Consider the following 16,604-nt stretch of genomic DNA (forward strand, 5'->3'; position numbering starts at 1 on the left):
ATCAAATCAATGTGGTTGGGATTTCAAGCTCTAGGAATTGCTGCAGAAATGTTCAAAAATGTTTTGTCAATAAAAACTTAGGGCCAATTGGAAGCATAAAGCGCGGGAAGTGAGCAACTTAAGTTGAAATGTCAACAGACTCTAATGAACTGGAAAATATTTTCTTAAAATAAAGAAAAATATGCAATAAACGCCCATATTGTGCAATACTTTTACATGTGCAAATTATTTACCAAGAAGAATCTATGATCATTTGTAATAATCAATTGGATGAAGACCAATTAACCGCAGTAGGGCTTTTGACTGAAGCATGCCATAGCCATGATGGCGGCACTCCCATTCTTTACAAGCATTTACTTACACAAAAACGGGACACAGAAAATAATGTCCTTCTCTTTGAAAACCATTGCTTAATCGGTTTTTTAAGTGTTTATTTTTTTTATGAAGATGCCTGTGAAGTGAGCCTTATGGTTACACCCTCCCACCGCCGACAAGGAATTGCCAGTCGGCTATTAAAGACTATCCTCCCCCTATTGATTGCAAAAGAAATAAAAACACTGATTTTTTCTACAGCAGCAGCAATGGATAAAAACTGGTTACAGGATCTGGGTTTTTCTTACCGTAACAGCGAAGCACATATGCAACGCCATAGCTATGAACCCATCCTGATGCCTGCTCAAAATCTTCGGATACGTAAAGCAGTACTAACAGATATTGCTGACTTATGTGCCATTGATGAGGCTTGTTTTTCCGGGCAGCAGAGCAACATGCTTGCACGTTTTCATATGATATTGAATGACAGCAATTATACTGTATTGCTCGCCCTGCATAATGAACTGGTTGTCGGCAAAGCCCATATCCACTGGCAAACACAAGAAAGCACTTTGTCTGATATCGCCATCCTCCCACAGTATCAGGGGCGGGGTTGGGGAAGTGAGTTATTAGCCTATTGCATTAATCATGCAATAACTTCCGGACAAAAGAGACTGATACTTGATGTGGAAACCACCAATCATCATGCATTCAACCTTTATCTCCGCCACGGTTTTAAAATAGTAAACCTCAGCGACTATTGGATAGTTCCTCTTGAGAAATTAAAAGCGGCACTTCAAATTTGAAATACACATGGTAACAAACACATCCACTGAGCCAGGGAAGTCCTCCTAAGAGAATTGACATTAATATTGCCATGTTGCTAATTTTGAAAAACTGACTTCGACAGGATTACCATGGCATTAACCATTCAGGTTTTTACCCTAAATTGCGGTAACGGTTCTGCAGGCCAGCAAACTGTCCAGCAGATTATCGATTCCTTTATGGCATCAGATGGTGATTTGCTTTTTTTAAATTGTCAGGAAGTTAATTTTGACTTATTGGAGGAAGAATTACGGGCAGCCGGCAGCGGTTTTCTTTATGCTTTCGGTCCCAAAATGGTAACCCATACCAAACTGGCTACAGCCATCCATTGCCAGACGGGTATCAATATCCTGGTCATTTACAAGTCAGAATTAAATGTCAGGATCGATCAGTCGCATAGTCAGCTCACACGAAGAAATCACCAACGATTAGCAGGCAGCAATTACAATAAGGGCGGTCTTATTACGCGGGTTCTTGCAACCAAGGACAATGAAAACTATGTAATCGACAGCCTTTGCGGGCACCTTGATGCCTTTTATGCAACACTCAGAGCAACAGACTGGGCTAACCTCCATCGCCTGCTAAAACATGTTGCTAATAGCTGGGAAGAGTTAATACAGCTAATCCCTGATTTTTTCTGCTCAGGGATTGATGTCAATACCAGAAATAAACTTTCTTATGATTTAAATGGTGTTACTTCGCATGAGGCATGGAACTGGCCTTTGGAGCCTGAGATACAGAATCTGATAATGGCGCCATTAGGCAACTATCGCCTGTCAACCTCATCTACTTATAAAACGACAGAAGACTATATTCTCACCAGAGCAGATCCCAAAAGAAAGGGTTACGCAAAAGGAGGCATGCTCGATATCGTCGCCTATAATAACAAGGCCGAAGCCCGGAAGCAGTTAGCAGTAAACTACTATCCCCTGGTGGATGAAATAAATTCATTCAATTTTCCCCCTGAGTCGGGCGAAAAAAGGGATCATGCAATAATTGGCTCCCCTCTTATCACGCTTTCCTTGCAAAATCCTTTTGAAAAAATCCGTGTTTTTATTGGCTGTGCACTGGTTTATGCTGCTCCAGAGTTAAGCCGTTACCTGTTAAATGATGAGTTTATCGAAACAGAAACGAACAAAGATTACCTGCTTCATATTTATCAAACTTATCTGGCACCAGAGGGGCTATTACAAAAAAAACTCCAGTTACATGCCGCTAAATTAGATTATACAGCCCAGCTTAAAAAGACAGATAGCAGCTTGCAGAAGGAAATTGAAACAGCCTTGTTTTACCCAAAACCCTGGTTTTGTATTTCAGCGGCAATACCCAAAACTGTCAACGAATTAACTACGGTAATCCATCATCATACTGCCCTGTTAAAAGCAGAGACCCTGCTATTGCAATTTCTGCGTGAGGCAACCTCTGAAGTAGAACGTGATAATGTGCTTGCCATAGTCAATAACGCCTGGAGCACCGAACCTCAAGATCTTTCCTGGGCAAGGCAGGTCAAAAAATTATTGCTTTTCAATCAGGCTCTACAGCAATACAGCCAGCATTTAGGCAGGGAAAATAGACTATCGGAGGAGCAGGAAGAAGAGGACTTGTTACATCAGAAACGAAAGTTGATAGAAGAGTTTTCCCACATGCTTGTTTCCGGAAAACAGCAGCGCCCTGAAGACATAACCGCGGCTTTTAATAAAAAACTAACTGGCGAGGCGACACGTACTGCATTAAGTACGCATCGTAATGACACGTTCCTATATCTCCTGTTTCGCACATTAATGGCTATTTTTTCTGATAATTATAAGAAGAGCAAAGGTGCGTTTTTTATTCAGCGAATTGAGCAAATATGCACTGGCTTTTCTGATGAGCCACAGCATGATTATGAAAAGAAAAACGATTGTTCTATTTAATTGGCAGCCCACAGGGTTCATTAGCGGCGTTACCTATTCTCGACTTTAGCCATTTTCATAGCATACGAATCAGCGCGGCATCGACCGCGGTGTCCATAGTCAATGTATTTATCAAACTCTGCTACTTTACAAGACTTTGATAAATACATTGACTTGGTTTTTTATTGGTCACAGTGCTACAATATTGTCATTTGGTAAATCAAACTTTAGAGAGGACTAATGGCCAGTAAAACGCTTAAAAAAGCGCTGCAAGGCGATGAATACGCTTTAGTTCTAATGACAGAGCTTCTTCAAACTAAAAAAATATCCACAAAGGATGCTGAATATATCAGGGATACGAAAAAATCCAACCCTAATCAAGACTACCTTTATGCCTGTTGTGAATATTGGGGAATCGGCACGAATCAGAATATTCTTGCTGCCAAGCATCTACTTAAACCCCTGGCGGCGAAAGGGAATGGATTTGCCAATAATTTGCTTTCTTTAATTTACCGTGACCCGGATGATACAGATAAGCCTTCATTATATTTAAAACAAGCAGTTAAGGCTCATAATCCCTTAGGCATATTGAATTCTATTAATGCCACCACTCTAAATTTCATTGATTATGCACCTCAGATTTATCATCGATTATCCCCCTTTTATCAGCAATCTTTGATGAATTTAGCAGAGCGGCACTATCAGCGATTAACTACAGCTGAAGAACATTACCAATTTGCACGCTGCCTTGAAAAAATGAATCTGCGTCCCCGAATGTATCAGGCCTTTCATAGAGCCATTGAATTGTCTGAGGACAAAAGCAAATACCAACGTAAATTGGTCAAAACCCTTGAGCAGCAAGTCAATGCTGATCGTCGGGGAATATTTAAAACGGCTCTTGATCCGGATTACCTGAAAAAACGGCTGTCCGCTATAAAGAAAAACTTGCGTGCCTTGGAAAATTCAGAGTCTAATGAGAAACAAACAGAGTTACCATTCATTGAGCTGGAACTTATGAATTGTACATATATCCTACAAGAAAAAGAGCCTCATTTTAAGCCTGCTCAATGTCAATCATTACATGAGCTGCTGACAGAAACAGTCAGGATTTATAAAACCCTGCGTTCAGCAACCCCTTTAGTAGAGCAAGAGCCTCCCGCCTCGCCAAAGATGGGGTAAAATAAAATATACTCTGCCACAGAATGTGGATTATAATTACAGGTATAACGATTAGAGTTCCTCTGAACCATTAAGCAACGGACTGCTCATGAAACCATACCGTTTTTTATTCTCATTACTCACTGCTTTTCTTTTGTACGTTTCGACCGCTAACGCTGAAATAAAGATAGGGACTGTCATTTTTGACCCCCCTTTTATTATTTCCTTAGATCAAGGATTTGATATTGATTTAATCCATGCGCTATGCAAGCGCTGTAGCCTGGATTGCCAGTTGGTTCCGATGGATTTCAATCAATTATTCCCAGCCCTTGAATCAGGGGAGATTGATGCAGCCATTGGTGGAATTACCATTACACCGGACAGACGGACAAGGTATATTTTCAGCTTGCCTTATGTATTAAGCAAAGGGGCATTTCTGGTTTTAAAAAATAGCAGCATCAATTCCCTGGCTGACTTAAAAGGAAAAAAAATTGGTGTACTCAAGGGGGAACAGGATAGCAGCGTTTTTTCAGACTACCTTAACCAGCATTATCCCAATGTATTTCAAAGCACCAACTATAATGATGTGGAGGACATCATAGCCGCCCTAAGCAATAACACCATTTCTGCAGCCTTTGTCCACGAATCAACCGCCGTCTATTGGGAACAAAATGGCGGAGGCCAATTCAGAGCACTGGGCAATCCCATGCTGGTAGGCGATGGCATTGGAATCATGAGCCTGTCTAAAAATAAAGGACTGATTCAACAGTTCAACCAGCAAATTGAAGCCATGGAAAAAGATGGTTCTTACCTTACCCTATACAATACTTATTTTGGTAATGAACGCTAAGGTTGCTTATTGGCGGTTTTTCCTTAAAAGTAGTAGCCTGGATCCAGGCTACCATTAATTACACCAACCGCAGTTTTAATCGCAGCCTTTCCCTATGCTTTAGTTGCAAGTCTTCCCATAGCCATGATAGTTTAAAGTTTCATGGTTATGGCAGCACTTTATTCCTCAAACTTACCATAAGGCCGCGTATGAAAAGATCATCCATCCTGCTTTTGCTCTTTATTGTTACAGCCGCAGCATTCTCCAAACCCTCCCTGAAAACAAACGAAGCAGCCAATAACCCTATTGACAGGATCCTCAAAGAACATCTTAACCAGTATGCCAAAAAGGAATTATTTTCAGCTATCCAGGTATCGATTAAAGTAAAAGACAAAATAAATACTTATGTCGCCGGCACTGTCTCTAATCAACCGGGAAGCCCTGCCCTTCGCGCTGACTCACTGTTCAATATAGGGAGCATTACCAAATCCTTTACTGCCGCACTGGCAGTGAAGGCCGAGAGTGAGACATTAATTAACCTGGATAGTACCTTAAGCAATTATTTAGCGGATTATCCTGATTGGGGAAGTTTAACGCTCACCAGCCTGCTCAACATGGGAAGTGGAATTCCCAATTATAGTAATGCACCCAAAATAAACTATTTAATGAGCAAGAACTTAAAGCAATATTGGAGCCAGTCAGCGTTGCTCAATTTAGTTTATTCAAAACAATACAATCCCCCGCGAAAGCCTGGCTATTTTTACTCTAATACCGGCTATATCATAATGGACTTGGTTCTTAGCAAAGCTTACAAGCTGCCATTTCATAAGCTTATTGTCGATAAAATTATCAAGCCCCTCAATTTAGAGAACACGTTTTATCCAGTACCCGACTACCCGACGGATGTCTTGCAACGCTTAGTCAGGGGTTATTCTTATAATGTTTATGATAACCCGGAATTGTTAGGACAGGACGTAACTGATAACAATTTAAGCTGGGCAGGGGCAGCAGGCGCTCTGGTTGCCAATAGTAAAGATATCATTTACTGGGTAGAGCACCTGTTTATTGATGACAAACTCCTGACAGCCGCCCAGAAAGAAAAAATGCAGGCGTTAATATCCCTGTCTTCCGGCTTACCGATTACCAGTACCACTCCCGATGAACCCTACGGCTTTGGTTTGGGAGTTGTGCAGGCTTATGACGCTGACATTGGCCGCTACTGGTTCTATGAAGGAGAAACCCTGGGCTACCGGGCACTTTATATTTATGTCCCCTGCAATCAAGTCATTATCAGCGCTTTGTTTAACAGTGCGACTAACAACGAAAATGATCATGCTCATGAATTGATCCGGACACTTTATAACCATATTTTATCCGAGAATCAAATCCTGGTTTGCGAGAATAAAAAGGAGTCAAATTCGGCTTGACATATTTTCCAGAGCACCCTTAGTATTGCAATTTATTAAAGGTAAATATCCTTTAACATACGTTCAAGAAGAATGTCTGTCAGGCACAAAAATGCTTCAAGCCAGGTTATCGACTGACAGCTGCGAATAACAACCACCGCTTCCTAAGGAAATGTGGCGATAAAGAGGATAGGGAATGAAAAAAAGAGTAGTAATCACCGGAATGGAGATTGTTTCTTCTATTGGTAACAGGCTTGAAGCGTTCTGGCAGGCAGCAACGGCAGGGCAATGCGGCATAAAGCGCATCCAAAATTACGACCCCTCCAACTACCCCACACAGATTGCTGGAGAAATTCGCGATTTTTCATTGGCCCATTTACCCGAATTTGATAAGCCCAAACGCTATCCTCGTGTGGCCCAATATGCACTCTACTGCACGCATCATGCCATCGAACGCTCAGGTCTTACGCCGGCAGATTTAGCTTATGCCGGTACCTTTATTGGTACAGGCTTAGGCGGTACTCCTGAACTTGAATCAGCTTACCAGTCGTTCTTTACTGAAAGCTGGAAAAAAATACCGGCGTTAACAGTCATCCGCGGTATGCCTAATTCGGTGGCAAATCATGTGGCAATTGCCTTTGGCCTGGGAGGCCCTAATTCCACCATTTCCAATGCCTGCGTCTCTTCTGCGGAAGCCATAGGAAACGCCTACCAGCAAATAGCCGGCGGCAACCTCCAGCTCGCAATATGCGGCGGGACAGAATCCTTATTATGGGAAACGATTATGGCAGCCTGGTGTAAACTGCGGGTGATGTCTACCCAGAATGAAAACCCCGCCCTGGCAAGCCGCCCATTCGATAAGAACCGGGATGGGATGGTCATGGCAGATGGCGCAGGAATCCTGATTCTTGAAGAGCTGCAGCATGCCAAAGCGCGCGGGGCAACCATTTACGCTGAAATAATAGGCTTTGGCTCCAGCTGTGACGCTTACCACATTACGGCCCCTGACAAGCAAGGCCAGGTCCGTGCGATTCAAGCAGCCCTGGATGATGCCAAATTGGCCATTGGCGATGTCCAATACATTAATGCCCATGGGACAGGCACCCAATTAAATGATGTAGTGGAAACAGAGACGATTAAAACCGTATTTGGCAAGCGAGCCTATGAGATACCGGTTACTGCCCAAAAAGCAATGACTGGGCATGCAATTGGTGCTGCAGGTGCCATGGAGATCATCGCCACGGCTTTAAGTTTACAACATGATATTTTATTGCCAACGATCAATTTGCAGGATCCTGATCCGAACTGTGATTTGGATTATGTGGCCAATAAAGCACGCAAAAAGCCAATCGATATTGCCTTGTCCAACCATTTTGCTTTTGGCGGAGCTAATGCGGCTCTGTTGCTAAGACGCGTATGAAGTATGACTTCAATATAACCAATTTAACAAAATTAGCCTCTGTATATGACAAAAAAACCTGTCATGTACAGAGAAAATTAGCCTGAATGCTTCGCAACTAAAGCAGCATCGGAGTATAATCGCACTATTTTGCATAAATAAGGTAAATTGATGAATGCTTCGCTGCATGAAATAGCTCATTTAATCAGTGGAATTGTAGTTGGCGATGAAAAAACAATAATCTCTTCGCTGGCACCAATCGACAATATTGTTGCCGGCTCACTGGTTTTTGCTGAGGGTGATGACAATTTGCAATTGGCAAACAACTCACAGGCAGCGGCAATTCTGGTTGGTCATTCAATTATCAGCCACACAAAACCCGTCATTCAAGTCGTGAATCCTTTTAAAGCATTTATTCAATTGCTTGATTATTTTTATCCAGCTAAAAAGCCAGCCCCCGGCATTCATCCCACCGCAATCATCGCCGAAGATGTCCTTTTAGGAAAAAATATTACCATCGGCCCCTATACAGTAATCGAAGCAGGGGCAAGTCTTGGGGATAACTGCGTGATAAAAGGCCAGGTTCATATCGGCGCTAATGTAAAAATCGGGGCGGATACTACAATTCATCCGCATGTCACAATTTATGACCAATGCCAGATTGGCTCCCAGGTCTGCGTCCATGCCTCTTCAGTCATCGGTTCTGATGGTTTCGGCTATACTTATGTGGATAACAAGCATCTGAAAGTCCCTCATGTTGGTCATGTAATCATCGAAGATAATGTGGAAATTGGCGCCAATACAGTGATTGACAGGGCTACTCTCGGCGCAACAATCATTGGTGAGGGCACTAAAATTGATAACCTGGTTCAGATTGCCCACTCTGTAAAATTAGGCAAGCATAATATTCTTTGTGCCTTCACTGGTATTGCAGGAAGCACTACCAGCGGCAATAACGTCATTTTTGCGGCTAATGTCGGTGTCAGTGATCATGTACGTATTGATGATGAGGTCATCCTCGGCGCGCGTGCGGGGGTACCGCCTAAAAAACACCTGAAACGAGGCAATGTCTATTTAGGCAGTCCTGCCCGCCCTAAAGACAAGGCTATCGAACAGGAATTGTCCGTAACCCGAATCCCTTTAATGCGTAGAAATTTGAAAAACTTAAGCGATAAGGTGAGCGAGCTTGGCAAGCGGTTAGCAGAGCAAGAGACTAATTAATGATTACACCACTGATTCTAATTGATGGATCCTCCTATTTTTTTCGTGCCTTTCATGCATTACCACCACTAGTGACCTCTAAAGGACAGCCAACGGGGGCAATCTATGGGGTAGCAAACATGGTAAAAAAGTTAATCAAGGATTATGCCCCTCAACAGATTGCTGTGGTTTTTGATGCAAAGGGCAAGACCTTTCGTGATGATTGGTATCCAGACTATAAAGCACATCGCCCTCCCATGCCCGATGAACTACATTGCCAGTTTCAGCCTTTATTAACTGTATTGGAAGCAATGGGTTTACCCATCCTTATCGTTGAGGGAGTAGAGGCTGATGATGTCATTGGCACCCTCACCCAGGAAGCGACAAGGCAAGGGCAATCAGTGCTGGTTTCCACCAGCGATAAAGACTTAGCCCAGCTAGTCAACCCGCATGTCACATTAATTAATACCATGACCAGTCAAATCCTGGATATCGAAGGGGTTAAGGCTAAATTCGGTGTAACTCCTCAACAGATAGTTGATTACCTGACCTTGATTGGGGATAACGTGGATAATATCCCCGGGGTCAGTAAATGTGGACCGAAAACCGCAGCGAAATGGCTGCAGGAATATCAAACTCTTGATAATCTGATGGCTAATGCTGCCAATATAAGCGGCAAAATTGGTGAAAACTTACGCTCAAGCCTCAATTATCTACCCTTGTCAAAAAAATTAGTCACGATTAAAACCGATGTAATCCTGCCTCTCACCCTGTCTGATTTAACTGCCAGGAAGCCAAACCGTGAGCAGCTTATCGAACTTACACGGGAGATGGAATTCAAAGGCTGGCTAAAAGACTTATTAGCCGACGAAGGAAGGCAATCCGAGAGCAGTACTCCCCCGTCTGCCATTATCGATTTTTCACTCATCAATAATGAGGCTTTATTTGGACGGTTAGTGGAAAAATTAAACCAATCCGAGCTGGTTTGCATTAACCTGGAAACAAATGACATTAATCCCCTGGATGCCGAAATTGTTGGTATTGCCCTTACAATGAAAGCAATGCAACCCGTTTACATTCCAATGGCTCATCAAGACCACAGCGACCAACTGCCTCAGGAAACCGTATTAGCATCGCTCAAACCCGTACTGGAAAATCCTCAAATCGGTAAAATAGGGCAGAATTTAAAATATGACTATAATGTCTTTAAGCATTACGGCATTGATTTACAGGGTATCGTCTCTGATACCATGCTTGAATCTTATGTTTTAAACAGCAGTGCCAGCAAGCATGACAGGGATTCATTGTCTCTGAAATACCTCGGCCATAAGACTATTGGTTATGAACAGGTCGCTGGCAAGGGAGTCAAAAAATTAGCCTTTGATCAGATCAGTGTGGAAAAAGCGGCGCCTTATGCCGCAGAAACAGTCGATATTGGACTGAAGCTCCACGACAAGCTTTTTCCAATGCTGGACGATAAATTAAAAACGGTCCTGCAGGAAATTGAAGTGCCCCTGTTAACCGTCCTTGCCGATATGGAATACCGGGGCGTGCTGATTGATAAAGAGACGCTGGCCAAACATGGTCAACGGCTGAAATTGAGAATACAGGAGCTGGAAACAGAGGCGGTACAATTAGCCGGCAAACCTTTCAATTTAAATTCTCCCAAGCAGTTACAAGAGATCCTCTTTGAGGAATTAAAGTTGCCTGTGGTCTCTAAAACACCGACAGGCCAGCCTTCTACTGCCGAATCAGTATTACAGGAACTGGCCTTTGATTACCGACTGCCAGCAGTCATTCTTGAGTACCGCAGTCTTAGCAAGTTAGTCAGCACCTACATTGATGCCTTACCTAAATGTATCAACCCAACCACCCGGCGCGTCCATACCTGCTATAATCAGGCAGTGGCTGCAACAGGCCGTTTATCTTCCAGCGAACCTAACCTGCAAAATATTCCGATCCGTACGGAAGAAGGACGCTTAATCCGTAAAGCATTTATCGCCCCCCCGGATCATCTGTTGCTGGCAGCTGACTATTCCCAGATTGAGCTGCGTATCATGGCCCATCTTTCTCAGGATGAAAATTTAGTCAAAGCCTTTGCCATGGGATGGGATATTCATGCGGCAACTGCAAGTGAGATTTTTCAAATACCTTTGGATGAGGTAACACATGAGCAGCGCCGCCGTTCAAAGGCAATTAATTTTGGCTTGATTTACGGCATGTCGGCATTTGGCCTGGCCAAACAGCTTGGCATTGAACGTGAGGATGCCCAGTATTATATGAACTCTTACTTCAATCGCTATCCAGGCGTTCTTGAATACATGGAGCGCACCCGCAAACAGGCGCATCAGTTAGGTTATGTAGAAACGATCTTTGGCCGTCGGCTTCATTTGCCAGAGATTAACACCCGTAATCTGGTGCGACAAAAAGCTGCAGAACGAATGGCTATTAATGCCCCGATGCAAGGAACCGCTGCCGATATTATAAAAAAAGCGATGCTGGCGATTGCGAAATGGCAATCTGCACAAACAAATCAATCCGTAAAAATGATTATGCAGGTTCATGATGAATTAATTTTTGAAGTACATAAAGACATCATTGATACAGCCACCTCGACTATTCGCGAACTAATGGAAAACACTGTCAGATTATCCGTACCCATCCAGGTATCGCTTGGAACCGGTCATGACTGGGATGAAGCGCATTGATGCTTAATTAATTCCTAACCTCATTTAGAATGGCTGTAAATTCTTGAGGAACATAGACGTTAAAGAATTTTAATAATGAAATCATAGCGAACACCAGAAATTTTCTCATTTTACATCATTTGAGTTCAGGGCCAATAAGAAATACAAAGGTTCGCTGCAAACATTATCATTTACATCATTAATCAGCCAGCGGATTCTTGCCTGTTCTATAATTATAGTTATCCAACCAGATAAATTCAGGGAGGAGTCATGACAAGAAAATACAGCAAAGCCGCTCAAAAAGAAGTAGAAAAAGAAGTACGGGCGTATAAGGAAGGCAAAGCCCATAGCGGTAAAAGCGGCAAAAAAGTTGAGAGCCGCGAGCAAGCCATCGCAATTGGCTTGTCAAAAGCACGGGAAAAAGGGATGAAAGCGCCAAAAAAATCAGAAAAAGACTAGTACAACGTTTCACTGAATCTGTCCAGTTTGTCATTCCCGCGCAGGCGGGAATCTATCTCTCAGGTGAAGTTAAGACAGAATCAGTGAAACGTTGTACTAGTTTCTGTGCATTTATCTGAAGAAGAGCATTAAATCAGGCTGTTGAGATGCCTCATCAGCCTGATTTAATGCCCTTTTCTCTAGCTCTGTAAACCTGGATAAACACTAACCTGAAACTAAAAATCACCGATGGCGTTGCTCATATGATTAACTATGGACACCGCGGTCGATGCCGCGGTGATTTGTAGGAACGAAAATGGCTAAATCGAGTTTTACAAGAAACCACCAATAGTTTAAAATCTATACAGAGGTGGCTATGAGAACGAAACAATATTCAACATTTTCTAGCGCAACAGCTAAATTTATCAATGAGATAAGTAAGCCGCTCCATCAATATGGTTTAACTAATTTCATGCATGATATTACCTATGGGCAGGGTCAAATCACCATGTTAGTTAACAACAAGGAGATTATGCGGTTTTATGAGCGCAATAAAATTCCTATGTTATGTACAGATGATTCAGGAAGAACGCTGGAAGAGGGTGTATACCTCAATAAAATATTGGAAACACAATTTAAGGATTGCTTTGTCTTAATGCCGATTATGGTTAAAGTAGCAAAGCAATTCGGTCAGCAATATGGAAAAAATTCAGTGCATATAGTTTCCCGGGAAGCGGGTTACCAACACCTTTATTCATTATTTTTTGAGCAAGATGAACATGATTTTTTGCATTGGATTATTAATAATAGTCAATTGCTACATGATTTTATCGAGAATTATAATTTAATTGCACGAGATCTTATTTTAGAAGCCAAGTCGCCAGAAAATCGAATCGTTTTGCCTGATTTTAATGATGCCACACCGTCTACTGTTCAAACCCGGCATCGAGTGAGAATATTTCATAAAACAATGCATGTGCCTATTTATTTATCGCCACAACAAGGCAGGTGTCTTAAATTACTGATGCAAGGCAAATCTACAAAAGAAATTGCAAAAATTCTCGGGCTCTCTACACGAACTGTCGAACACTATTTTGAACGAATTCGAGAATTACTAGGATGTGGTACCAATAAAGAAATGATTGCGATGTATATTGATCAATTTCTTAAGCATTAATTAAATTCAAACCAGCTTATTATTCAGGGCCTACGCATGAAAAAATCCTGACTTCTACGTTCTGCGGTTTATCCGGCGTTGTTGCATAAAATGCCGAACAAGTCACGGGATATAGAAATATAGACCAGTGCGATGTCATTAAATTCTATTTTAATTTTCATCCGTAGACCCTGGCTTATTATTTGCAGTAGCTATGAATCATTCATGGCTTTGGACTGCTAATGTCAAATGGAGTTGGGGATTTATACTGATTTTCTGTTTCCTGTTTCGATTCAGGGATACTATATCGCCCCTTTCCTGGCATTGGTCCTAACTCGGTAACCAGTATATTCCTATCAAGTAATCGCTGTACGAAAGCATCGAATAGTTTTGGATTTGAAATCGTTATTTTTAATCCATTTCCCATCTGGGCTAACTGCATTTGGTTTGCAGCAACAGAAAAATCATTCTTAAACTCATTAAATTCTTGCTTTATTGCCTCAAAAAATTTTTGCAGGGCAATACTTTGATCTTGTGACAGGTCTTCCTTAGCTAAAAATGAAATAATTCCTTGTTCCATATCAATTTTCACTGACATTAAAGCATCTGGGATATTAAATTCAAAAGCCAGATCATCAGAATTTAACCAAAGAGTACTTTTCCCTAAAGATTTTTCTAAATCAATTGAAATTGGTTCTTTAGTAACGGACTGACCTTTGGCAAGTGATTGATCATCATAAGAGTCACCTGACCCGCCACCAGAACTTCCATGCCCTTTGCATATAGGTAAGCCTAACGCTCGGCAAATGCCACAAGGATTGTTATTGATTGCAGATTCACGTTGATCTGGATTTTGTTTTGGGTGATTTGAAACCATATTATCATCCTGCAGTCTGTTTTATGTGCAATTATAAAACATCTTAGGCATTCTAAAATAGGGAATGAATACCCTATTCTTGCATTTGAATTTTTGTTTATAATTAATACAATTTGGAGCAATATTCAATAGCAATGCCTAAATTATCCTCTACACTTACCTTACAAAAAATAATTGAATCCGGTCACGTGCCAGCTGTGAGTTATGCTTATATCGAATCCCAAGAAGAGCATGAATTTGTAAGTGCTTCAATCGCTGTTGGTAAAAAAAATACCCAGTTCCCCAATACTGATGCAAGCACCGTAGATGGTAATACAAGATTTCCAGCCTCTTCCCTTAGCAAAATTGTTTTTACTTATTTAGTGTTACAGCTGGCCAACAATAAACACATCAATTTGGACGAACCATTACATGATATTCTGCAATATAAAAGATTTTTAGTCGATGGTGAATACCCTAAAAAGGCTAAGGAGCTGACGGCTCGACATGTATTGTCGCATACTACAGGGTTGCCAAATTTTGGGCCCAGTTTATCTTCAACACTAAGGTTTGCTCCCACATCGGAATTGGGTAAAGGATATTCCTATTCAGGCGAGGCTTTTCTTTACTTACAAAAAGTCATCGAAACCAAAATGGGTAAAGATTTAGAAACTCTGGCTCAAGAATATGTGTTTAGACCCTTAGGTATGGGGCGCTCCACATTTCTGCCACCATCAGACGCTGACACGAATATTGTAGCAGTTCATACTGAGCTGGGAAAACCGACTGCAATCTATGTGGGCGACCCTCGTCTTAATGCTGCTGGTTCACTACTGACAACGGGCGAAGATTTTTCAAAATTCATGACTGCCTGGTTAAAGAATATGGATGACCCCGCCATAAAACAAGCATTTGAACCAACAAGCGCTGATAATTTCATGACCTGTGGTTTAGGTTGGCACATCCATAGAAATAAAGATGAGGTAGTAGCCTATCAATATGGTGAAAACCCTAATACGCGAGCATTTATTGCTATCAATCTGACAGCAAAAAAAGGGGCTGCCTTTTTTACAAATTCGGAAAATGGGATGAGTATTGCAAACCAAGTGTTCAGCTCTCCTGACTTAGCCCCTGTTGCTAACATGCAAGCCCTGTATAAACACTTGCATTATATTCAAAGCGATGAGCCAGGATGGCAAGAAACGATTTCAGGGAAAGTTGCTGAAGTTGAAGGTAAATTTGAAGACGCGAGACGTTATTTTGAAAGAGCCCTTGAGTTATCACCTAATGACGAATCCAAACAAAGGCGTTTAGAATGGTTTAAGACCGTACATAATCCCTCTCCGGAAAAGGAGTTCGTCTCATCATTGAAAGCATTTATGGGAAATTATAAGAATCCCTATAACGATGAGATAGAGATGTCTATCAGAGAGGATAGTTTGATATTCAAGCAATTTGATCAAGAGATAAAACTGGTGCGAATATCAGAGACTGATTTTTTGCCTGCAAAGGACCAATCTTTCAAAATAAGATTTGATGGAGATCAGATAAGCATCAGCTTTGTCCAAGGTGGTCATGATAAATTGTTATCTAAACAGCCGCCACCAAAATCTCAATTACAATATAAGGACGAAATTAGACAACTGAGAGAATCTCAGCCTGGTTATATGGGATCTACAGAATCATCAAGGGTAAAAGAGGAATATATTGACGCATCATCCAAGTCACCTTTGAAGCCATAGGAGAACTATGCACTCTTGGCGGCCGGTTGTTGTAATGAAATGAACCCTTTCCCCTGACAATCGGCTTCGTAATGTGCCGCTATTAATTTGAATTTGTTCATTTCAAATTAATAAGAAAATAACTCTGTCATCCCTGCGAAGGCAGGGATCCATTTGCAGTGTACATCCTAAGCTTCATTAGGATATCCTATCCTACCAACTTTGCAAAAAAACGCTGCATCAAATGGAAAAACAATATTATGTTTATATTCTTGCCAGCAAAAAATATGGAGCTTTATATGTTGGCTTTACCAGCAATTTAACTCAACGTAACTACGAACATAGGGAAAATTTAGTAGATGGATTTACTAAAAAATATCATGTACATGAACTGGTTTATTTTGAAGTTCACTCTAATGTTTATGAAGCAATAACTAGTGTCTCGTCAAGATTGAATTTTCGGGTTGGCGTCTGGGTTACGTTCAGATTTATGTGATTTTTTCCGAAAAAAGCACAGGACTAGCAGGGCTAATTCGAGCATTTTTTCGGAAAAAATCACGTAAAGATGGATGCAAGACAGGCGGCCATACCCGAAAATTCAATCTTGACGAGACACTAGGCTCCGTGAACGAAATTTCTAATTAGTTGAAAAAAAGGCAGTTTCTATAGTGAAATACGATTTGCCGTCGAAAAATCACTAAAAGAACTGCCAAAATGAATAATAA

At 41.5% G+C, this 16,604-nt stretch carries 13 protein-coding genes; 12 read left to right on the forward strand and 1 reads right to left on the reverse strand.

Features of this window, described 5'->3' with window-relative positions; translation table 11 throughout:
- Positions 1–245: 245 nt before the first annotated feature.
- The 10 genes from E1O65_RS11565 to E1O65_RS11610 all read left to right on the forward strand — a co-directional run bounded on the left by E1O65_RS11565 (position 246) and on the right by E1O65_RS11610 (position 13,323).
- Positions 246–1,118, forward strand: a complete 873-nt coding sequence (locus E1O65_RS11565; RefSeq protein WP_133133758.1) for a GNAT family N-acetyltransferase — start codon at positions 246–248, stop codon at positions 1,116–1,118.
- 111 nt (positions 1,119–1,229) lie between these two features.
- The gene (locus E1O65_RS11570) at positions 1,230–3,050 is read left to right on the forward strand and encodes a hypothetical protein (RefSeq protein ID WP_133133759.1); all 1,821 of its coding nucleotides are present in this window, start codon (positions 1,230–1,232) and stop codon (positions 3,048–3,050) included.
- 219 nt (positions 3,051–3,269) lie between these two features.
- Complete coding sequence (locus E1O65_RS11575; protein WP_133133760.1) at positions 3,270–4,208, forward strand: hypothetical protein; 939 nt, start codon at positions 3,270–3,272, stop codon at positions 4,206–4,208.
- 88 nt (positions 4,209–4,296) lie between these two features.
- Positions 4,297–5,037: a transporter substrate-binding domain-containing protein gene (locus E1O65_RS11580; RefSeq protein WP_133133761.1), complete on the forward strand. Its 741-nt coding sequence runs from the start codon at positions 4,297–4,299 to the stop codon at positions 5,035–5,037.
- A 188-nt stretch (positions 5,038–5,225) separates the two neighbouring features.
- Complete coding sequence (locus E1O65_RS11585) at positions 5,226–6,443, forward strand: serine hydrolase domain-containing protein (protein ID WP_133133762.1); 1,218 nt, start codon at positions 5,226–5,228, stop codon at positions 6,441–6,443.
- A gap of 175 nt (positions 6,444–6,618) precedes the next feature.
- Complete coding sequence (locus E1O65_RS11590; RefSeq protein WP_133133763.1) at positions 6,619–7,842, forward strand: beta-ketoacyl-[acyl-carrier-protein] synthase family protein; 1,224 nt, start codon at positions 6,619–6,621, stop codon at positions 7,840–7,842.
- 150 nt (positions 7,843–7,992) lie between these two features.
- Positions 7,993–9,042 (forward strand): UDP-3-O-(3-hydroxymyristoyl)glucosamine N-acyltransferase, encoded by a 1,050-nt coding sequence (lpxD, locus tag E1O65_RS11595; RefSeq protein ID WP_133133764.1) that lies wholly within the window; start codon positions 7,993–7,995, stop codon positions 9,040–9,042.
- Complete coding sequence (polA, locus tag E1O65_RS11600) at positions 9,042–11,729, forward strand: DNA polymerase I (protein ID WP_133133765.1); 2,688 nt, start codon at positions 9,042–9,044, stop codon at positions 11,727–11,729. The genes lpxD and polA overlap by 1 nt, the downstream gene beginning before the upstream one ends.
- Positions 11,730–11,978: 249 nt before the next feature.
- Complete coding sequence (locus E1O65_RS11605; RefSeq protein ID WP_133133766.1) at positions 11,979–12,167, forward strand: DUF6496 domain-containing protein; 189 nt, start codon at positions 11,979–11,981, stop codon at positions 12,165–12,167.
- 355 nt (positions 12,168–12,522) lie between these two features.
- Positions 12,523–13,323 (forward strand): LuxR family transcriptional regulator, encoded by an 801-nt coding sequence (locus tag E1O65_RS11610; RefSeq protein ID WP_133133767.1) that lies wholly within the window; start codon positions 12,523–12,525, stop codon positions 13,321–13,323.
- 202 nt (positions 13,324–13,525) lie between these two features.
- On the opposite strand, the gene E1O65_RS11615 is transcribed toward E1O65_RS11610, so the two are convergent.
- Positions 13,526–14,179: a hypothetical protein gene (locus tag E1O65_RS11615; protein WP_133133768.1), complete on the reverse strand. Its 654-nt coding sequence runs from the start codon at positions 14,177–14,179 to the stop codon at positions 13,526–13,528.
- A gap of 134 nt (positions 14,180–14,313) precedes the next feature.
- Between E1O65_RS11615 and E1O65_RS11620 the strand changes: the two genes are divergently transcribed.
- Positions 14,314–15,900: a serine hydrolase gene (locus tag E1O65_RS11620; RefSeq protein WP_133133769.1), complete on the forward strand. Its 1,587-nt coding sequence runs from the start codon at positions 14,314–14,316 to the stop codon at positions 15,898–15,900.
- A 223-nt stretch (positions 15,901–16,123) separates the two neighbouring features.
- Positions 16,124–16,375, forward strand: a complete 252-nt coding sequence (locus E1O65_RS11625) for a GIY-YIG nuclease family protein (protein WP_133133770.1) — start codon at positions 16,124–16,126, stop codon at positions 16,373–16,375.
- The last annotated feature ends 229 nt before the right edge of the window (positions 16,376–16,604 follow it).

This window comes from Legionella sp. W10-070 (genome assembly GCF_900640175.1).
Taxonomy (GTDB): Bacteria; Pseudomonadota; Gammaproteobacteria; order Legionellales; family Legionellaceae; genus Tatlockia.

Excerpts from the sequence above, each read along its gene's own strand:
- E1O65_RS11565 (WP_133133758.1), top strand. The coding sequence starts at position 246 with ATGATCATTTGTAATAATCAATTGGATGAAGACCAATTAACCGCAGTA.
- E1O65_RS11570 (WP_133133759.1), top strand. The coding sequence starts at position 1,230 with ATGGCATTAACCATTCAGGTTTTTACCCTAAATTGCGGTAACGGTTCT.
- E1O65_RS11575 (WP_133133760.1), top strand. The coding sequence starts at position 3,270 with ATGGCCAGTAAAACGCTTAAAAAAGCGCTGCAAGGCGATGAATACGCT.
- E1O65_RS11580 (WP_133133761.1), top strand. The coding sequence starts at position 4,297 with ATGAAACCATACCGTTTTTTATTCTCATTACTCACTGCTTTTCTTTTG.
- E1O65_RS11585 (WP_133133762.1), top strand. The coding sequence starts at position 5,226 with ATGAAAAGATCATCCATCCTGCTTTTGCTCTTTATTGTTACAGCCGCA.
- E1O65_RS11590 (WP_133133763.1), top strand. The coding sequence starts at position 6,619 with ATGAAAAAAAGAGTAGTAATCACCGGAATGGAGATTGTTTCTTCTATT.
- lpxD (WP_133133764.1), top strand. The coding sequence starts at position 7,993 with ATGAATGCTTCGCTGCATGAAATAGCTCATTTAATCAGTGGAATTGTA.
- polA (WP_133133765.1), top strand. The coding sequence starts at position 9,042 with ATGATTACACCACTGATTCTAATTGATGGATCCTCCTATTTTTTTCGT.
- E1O65_RS11605 (WP_133133766.1), top strand. The coding sequence starts at position 11,979 with ATGACAAGAAAATACAGCAAAGCCGCTCAAAAAGAAGTAGAAAAAGAA.
- E1O65_RS11610 (WP_133133767.1), top strand. The coding sequence starts at position 12,523 with ATGAGAACGAAACAATATTCAACATTTTCTAGCGCAACAGCTAAATTT.
- E1O65_RS11615 (WP_133133768.1), bottom strand. The coding sequence starts at position 14,179 with ATGGTTTCAAATCACCCAAAACAAAATCCAGATCAACGTGAATCTGCA.
- E1O65_RS11620 (WP_133133769.1), top strand. The coding sequence starts at position 14,314 with ATGCCTAAATTATCCTCTACACTTACCTTACAAAAAATAATTGAATCC.
- E1O65_RS11625 (WP_133133770.1), top strand. The coding sequence starts at position 16,124 with ATGGAAAAACAATATTATGTTTATATTCTTGCCAGCAAAAAATATGGA.